Here is a 5391-nt window from a genome sequence, read left to right on the forward strand (position 1 = left end):
CCTACACTTATCTCCCCGAATCCATCCGCCTGTTTCCTTAGCCGGCCGATTTCCATCCGCTGTCCCCAAATCCGGATGGGATTATTGACCACCCACCGCTCCACCCAGTTGAGTTTCATTTTTTGGTTCCCACGTGCACCACGGCAATGCCGTTGGTCAGGGTGCGATAAGCCACCTGATAAAAACCGATTTCCTCCAATCGCCGGGTAAGTTCGGCCGGCGAAGGAAACAGGCGGATGGATTCGGGGAGATAAGTGTAGGCCTGCCGGGAGCCGACGAAAAAGAGTCCTATTAGGGGCATGATACGGAAAGAATAAAAATCATAAAGCCAGCGGAACCAGGGCCAGGTGGGCTTGGAAAATTCCAGACACATCAATCGGCCTCCGGGTTTGAGCACCCGATGCATCTCTTTGAACCCTTCTTCCATGTGGGTTAAATTCCGGATCCCGAATCCGACCATGGCGGCATCGAAGGATTCGGATTTAATAGCCATTTGCTCGGCATCCCCCTGGATAAAGGAGATTTCCTTTCGGGCCGCGGCGTTGGTCGATTTACGCCGGCCCATTTCCATCATGGCCCGATTGATGTCGTATAAGATCACCTTGCCGGGACGCACCTTTTTTAAAGCCAGGATGGAAAGGTCTCCGGTGCCGCCGCAGACATCGAGGACCCGGTCTCCCGGTTTCAGTCCCAACCATTTGATAGCCGTCCTTTTCCAAAGATAATGAATACCGAAGCTCAGCAGGGTGTTCATTAAGTCATATTTTTGGGCCACCGTATCGAAGTGATTTCTTACCCAGTTGGCTTTTTCCTTTACGGGAACCTTCCGGTATCCGAATTGGGCCGTTTCCGCCTCCCCAGTGGAAGGTTGAAGGGCTCCTTCTTTTTTTTCAGGAGCGGATGTGAGAGGTTTATTGTTTGTCATTCTCATTTCCTTATCAAATCGTCATGCCCCCAAGGGGCGCCAAAAATCATGTAACTGGTTTACTCCGAACTCTATTTTTGTGTTCTATTCATCTCAATGCACAATCCGGACTCGGCAGGCGCTCAGGTCCTCTATGGATTCAAGGAGACTCTTGCGGCTTTTATCCCATCCCACCATCCGGACAGCTTGAGCCGGTCCGAGATAGGGGAATTTATCAGCCGTGGTCAGGCTGGGGAGAATGCCTTTTGGATTCTTATCCAGGGCAGTGATGGCAACTCCGAGGGTGGAGGCAATGGCCCCTTTGGCCCCGGCAACCATAAGCAGAAAAGGGGAAGGACTGGATTCAGGAAATGGGGTCATGGCTTTTTTCAAAATATCCTCAAACTTTTAAATAGAATACCACAGGACAAGGAATCCGGGCAAGCGGATAAATCCGTAAGTTCGAAAATACCGTTCGTCGTTAAGCGTTCGTCGTTCGCCGTTTCAAGTTGCAAGTTGCAGGAGGCTGTAGGCTAAAGGTAAAAACGACTCAAATCGTTTTTACCTTGTCCATCGCCCATAGCCTCAAAAAAATTTTTATGATTCATGGACCCCATGGGGCATGAGGGTTTAATCCGGTATCGGGTTATTTTCCCTAACCCTAACCCGGACAAGCCGGAACCAAAAGCATACCACGAAGACTCGAAGGCACGAAGAAATGCATAAAGCTTTCATGTTTGTTTAACCCTCATGAAATTATGACCTTCTTTGTGTCTTAGTGGTAAAAAATTTTCTTGCCATTTTGAGAAGAATTTGACCCATTAGTTACTAACGAGTAACCAGCAACGAGTAACGAGTACCCCGCATTATACAACCAGCCTGGCGGCGGCCTGGGCCAGGCCATAAAAAAAAGCCGGGAAAAGGCCCCCGCCGACATTGATAATAACCATGACTACAATAAGCAGCCTGGTCGGCCAGGACAAGGGAATGGGGGGCAGATTTTTTTCGGGCTCCAGGAAGTAGGCCGCCTTGACCACCAGGGCATAATAATAAAGGGAAACAACAACATTAATCATAGCAATCAGAACCAGATAAAAATAACCTTTTTCCATGGCTGCCAGGAAGATCAAAAATTTTCCGGTGAAGCCGATGGTGGGCGGCAGGCCCCCGAGACTGAAAAAACCGAGCAACAGGGCCATGGCCAGGAGGGGGGACCTTTGATGCAATCCGGCCAATTGGGTTATCTTAAGATTCTGGCCATCGCCGGCCCTTTTGACCACCACCAGAAAGCAGAGAAAATTCATGGCCAGATAAGCCATGGCATAAAAGATGGCCCCGGCGTACCCCTTTTCGCTCATCGTCAGGATCCCGATGAAGACATATCCGGCATGGGCTATGGCCGAGTACCCCAAGAGTCTCTTCAAATCCTGTTGAACCAGGGCCACCAGATTACCCAGGGTCATGGAAGCGATGGCCAGAATGACCAGGATTGGGACCAGGGGCCGGCTGCCGCTGCCGCTCAAAGCAACCAGACGAAGCAGGATGGCTATGGCCGCCACTTTGGTTGAGGTGGCAATAAAGGCGGTCACCTGATTGGCTGCCCCCTGATAGACATTCGGCGCCCAGAGGTGAAAAGGGAAGAAGGCCAATTTAAAGAAAAAGCCGCTTAAGGTGAAAAGCAGGCCGATAAAGACCATGGGAGATCCCATCATGTGGGGAAGGACCTTTAAAAGTCCGGCAAGATAGGTCGTTTGGGCGGCCCCGTAGAGCAAAGCCAGACCGAAAAGCATTATAGCCGAGGTCGATATACCAATCAAAAAATATTTTATCCCCGCTTCCTGATGAATCCCGTATCCCCTTCTTAAGGGGACCAGGAGATAAAGGCAATAGCTGGTCAGCTCCAGAGCAACATAGAGGGTCAGCAGCTCCACGGCGCTGACCAGTATCATCATGGCCAGAGTCCCAAGGATGAGGAGGAAATAAAATTCAGGATGGCGGTCTTTCGGGATGCCCTGGAGGTCGTCGCACAGGCAGACAATTAAAAAAACCCCGGCAGCCAGCATAAATTTGAAAAGCTGGGAAAAGAGATCGAGGCGGTAAACCTGGGAAAAAAATAAGCCGTCCTCTCCCATAGCCCCCAGGCTTATTATCAGCCCTCCGGCCGTCAGGAAAAGGGCCAACAGGTGATGACGCCTTGGACCGGAAGGGGGGACCAGGGCCAGAACAAAAAAAACAAAGGCCGCCAGGAAAAAATAAGCCTCGGGCAGGAGGGGCATCCATTTCATTTCGGCAGGTTCTCCATAAAAGGGGTCACCGAGGCTTGTATCAGATCGACCATCAACGAGGGGAATAAACCGAAAAGGAGCAGGACGCCCACCAGAATCATCCGGGGAAGCCCGAGGCCGAAAGAGATATCGGGCAAATGGGAAAAGCGTTCATTGGGCCGGCCATAAAAGGTCTTTTGAATCACTCGCAGCATAAATAGAGCGCTGATCACCAGGGAAGAGATAGCTAATATTCCCAGACCGGGAAAGGTTTTCAAGGAAGAAACAAAGATGGTAAATTCCGCCCAAAAATTGGCAAAACCGGGGACCCCCATGCCGGCCAGGGCCCCCAGAATAAAATAGGCCGAAGCCTTCGGCATGGTTCTGCTCATCCCCCCCAATTCGGTGATCAGCTTGGTTTCGGTTCTGTCATGAAAATAGCCCACCGATGAAAAAAGCAGGGCCGTCATGATCCCATGGGCAAACATCTGGAAGACCGCCCCATTCAGACCGCTCACTGTAATGGTGGACAGCCCCAGGCCGACGATGCCCATGTGGGAGACACTGGAATAGGCTACCACATATTTGAGATCGGTTTGGGTCAGGCCCACCAAGGCGCCGTAAACAATGCCGATGACCGCCAGGATGGCCATCCCATCCGCCCAATATTGCCAGCCCAGGGGGCAGAGAAAGATGGCCAGCCGCAGGATCCCGAAGGCCCCTATTTTCATGAGCACTCCGGCATGGAGCATGCTCACAGAGGTCGGGGCCGCCACGTGGCCCGTAGGCGACCAGGTGTGTAAGGGCCAGACGCCGGCCAGGATGCCGAAACCCAGATAAAAGAAGACAAAGGCCAGCTTCTGTTGAAAGGGCGTAAAGGTCCCGGAGCGCATCAAACTGATCAAATCAAAGGTATTCATCCCCGATTTTACGAAAAGATACAAAATGGCCGGCAGGACCAGGGCACTTCCGGCCAGAAGATAAAGGAAGAGCTTCATGGCCCCGTATTCCTTCCTGGTGGTGCCCCAGATCAGGATCAGGGGGTACATGGGAAAGAGGGAGACATCATACCAGACAAAGATAAAAAACAGGTCCAGGCTCATAAAGAAGCCGAATACCCCCAGGACCAGCAGAAAATACAGGGCAAAAAACTCTTTGACCCTGGTTTCCAGTTCCCACATGGTCAGGACTCCGGTAAAGTGGACGATGCTCGTCAAGAGCAGGAGTGGCAGATTAAACCCGTCGGCCCCGTTAAAATAATGGATGCCCAGAGACCGCATCCAGAGGACCTTTTCCGCGAACTGAAAGCCCCCTTGAGACCGGTCGTAGGCCAGGAACAGGTAGACGGAGAGCAGCAGGGCGATCCCGGAAAAGACCGCGCTGACCCAGCGGATCAGGCCCTTCCTTTCAGCCGGCATGAAAAGGATCAGCAGGAGACCTATCAGGCAACTGAGAAGGATGGCGGTCAGAAAAGGAAATCCTGTGTAGGTAATGTTCATAGTAGATTTCATTGAATGATACGATCCCATCAACCCTGAACCTTGGACCTTGAACCTTGAACCATTTCTATCCCTTCAGGCAAAGAAAAAATAAAGACTCACCGCGGCCAGGACGGCGAAGGACACAAAGAGATTGTAGCGCAGCCTGCCGGACTGGAGATAGGAAACCAGCCTGCCGCTGTCGACCGTGAATTTAGAAAACCGGTCGAGGCCGCCATCAATGACCTGCTGATCCGTGCGGGTAAAGGGTTCGGCGAAAACCTGATAGATCACCTTATCTAAAACAAGCCGATAGAAATGATCCAGATACCATCGCTCGGCCAGGAAATCCCGAAGCCTGGGAAAACGTTCGGCTAAGCCCAACCGGGGGGAATCTTTGCGGCCGAATTCGATCCAGGCCAGGGCCACTGCCGAAAGGACCAGGGCCAGGGAGACATAGGTTATCCATCCCCGCCCTTCTCCGGCGGTTGGTGGCCCCAACAGGAAATCCCTTAATAAGGGTTCAAAAAAGCCCAGTGTCAGGACAAAGGCTGCCAGGATGATGAGGGGAATGGCCATGGTCCAGTAGAGCCTGTTCCCCGGTTGTTTCTCATAAAGGGCTGGCCGGTCTATTTTTTGAGGGAAAAGGATAATAAAGATGGGCCGGAAGGTATAGTAAGGCGTCAGAAAGAGGCCCAGGAATCCGGCGATAAGCCAAAAGGGATTCTTCAAATCGGACAGAGTA

Annotated in this window: 5 protein-coding genes; all 5 read right to left on the reverse strand. The window is 51.9% G+C overall.

Features of this window, described 5'->3' with window-relative positions:
* Positions 1-115: 115 nt before the first annotated feature.
* Positions 116-925: a bifunctional demethylmenaquinone methyltransferase/2-methoxy-6-polyprenyl-1,4-benzoquinol methylase UbiE gene (gene ubiE / locus HY879_12775; protein MBI5604217.1), complete on the reverse strand. Its 810-nt coding sequence runs from the start codon at positions 923-925 to the stop codon at positions 116-118.
* Between the two features lie 93 nt (positions 926-1018).
* A complete protein-coding gene (locus HY879_12780; GenBank protein MBI5604218.1) occupies positions 1019-1297 on the reverse strand; it encodes a hypothetical protein in 279 nt (92 codons plus the stop codon).
* A 473-nt stretch (positions 1298-1770) separates the two neighbouring features.
* On the reverse strand, positions 1771-3189 hold the full coding sequence (locus tag HY879_12785) for an NADH-quinone oxidoreductase subunit N (GenBank protein MBI5604219.1): 1419 nt from the start codon (positions 3187-3189) through the stop codon (positions 1771-1773).
* On the reverse strand, positions 3186-4667 hold the full coding sequence (locus HY879_12790; GenBank protein ID MBI5604220.1) for an NADH-quinone oxidoreductase subunit M: 1482 nt from the start codon (positions 4665-4667) through the stop codon (positions 3186-3188). The genes HY879_12785 and HY879_12790 overlap by 4 nt, the downstream gene beginning before the upstream one ends.
* 75 nt (positions 4668-4742) lie before the next feature.
* A partial coding sequence (locus HY879_12795; protein ID MBI5604221.1) for an NADH-quinone oxidoreductase subunit L occupies positions 4743-5391 on the reverse strand: 649 nt, incomplete at its 5' end.

It is taken from the genome of Deltaproteobacteria bacterium (assembly GCA_016219225.1).
GTDB lineage: Bacteria > Desulfobacterota > RBG-13-43-22 > RBG-13-43-22 > RBG-13-43-22 > RBG-13-43-22.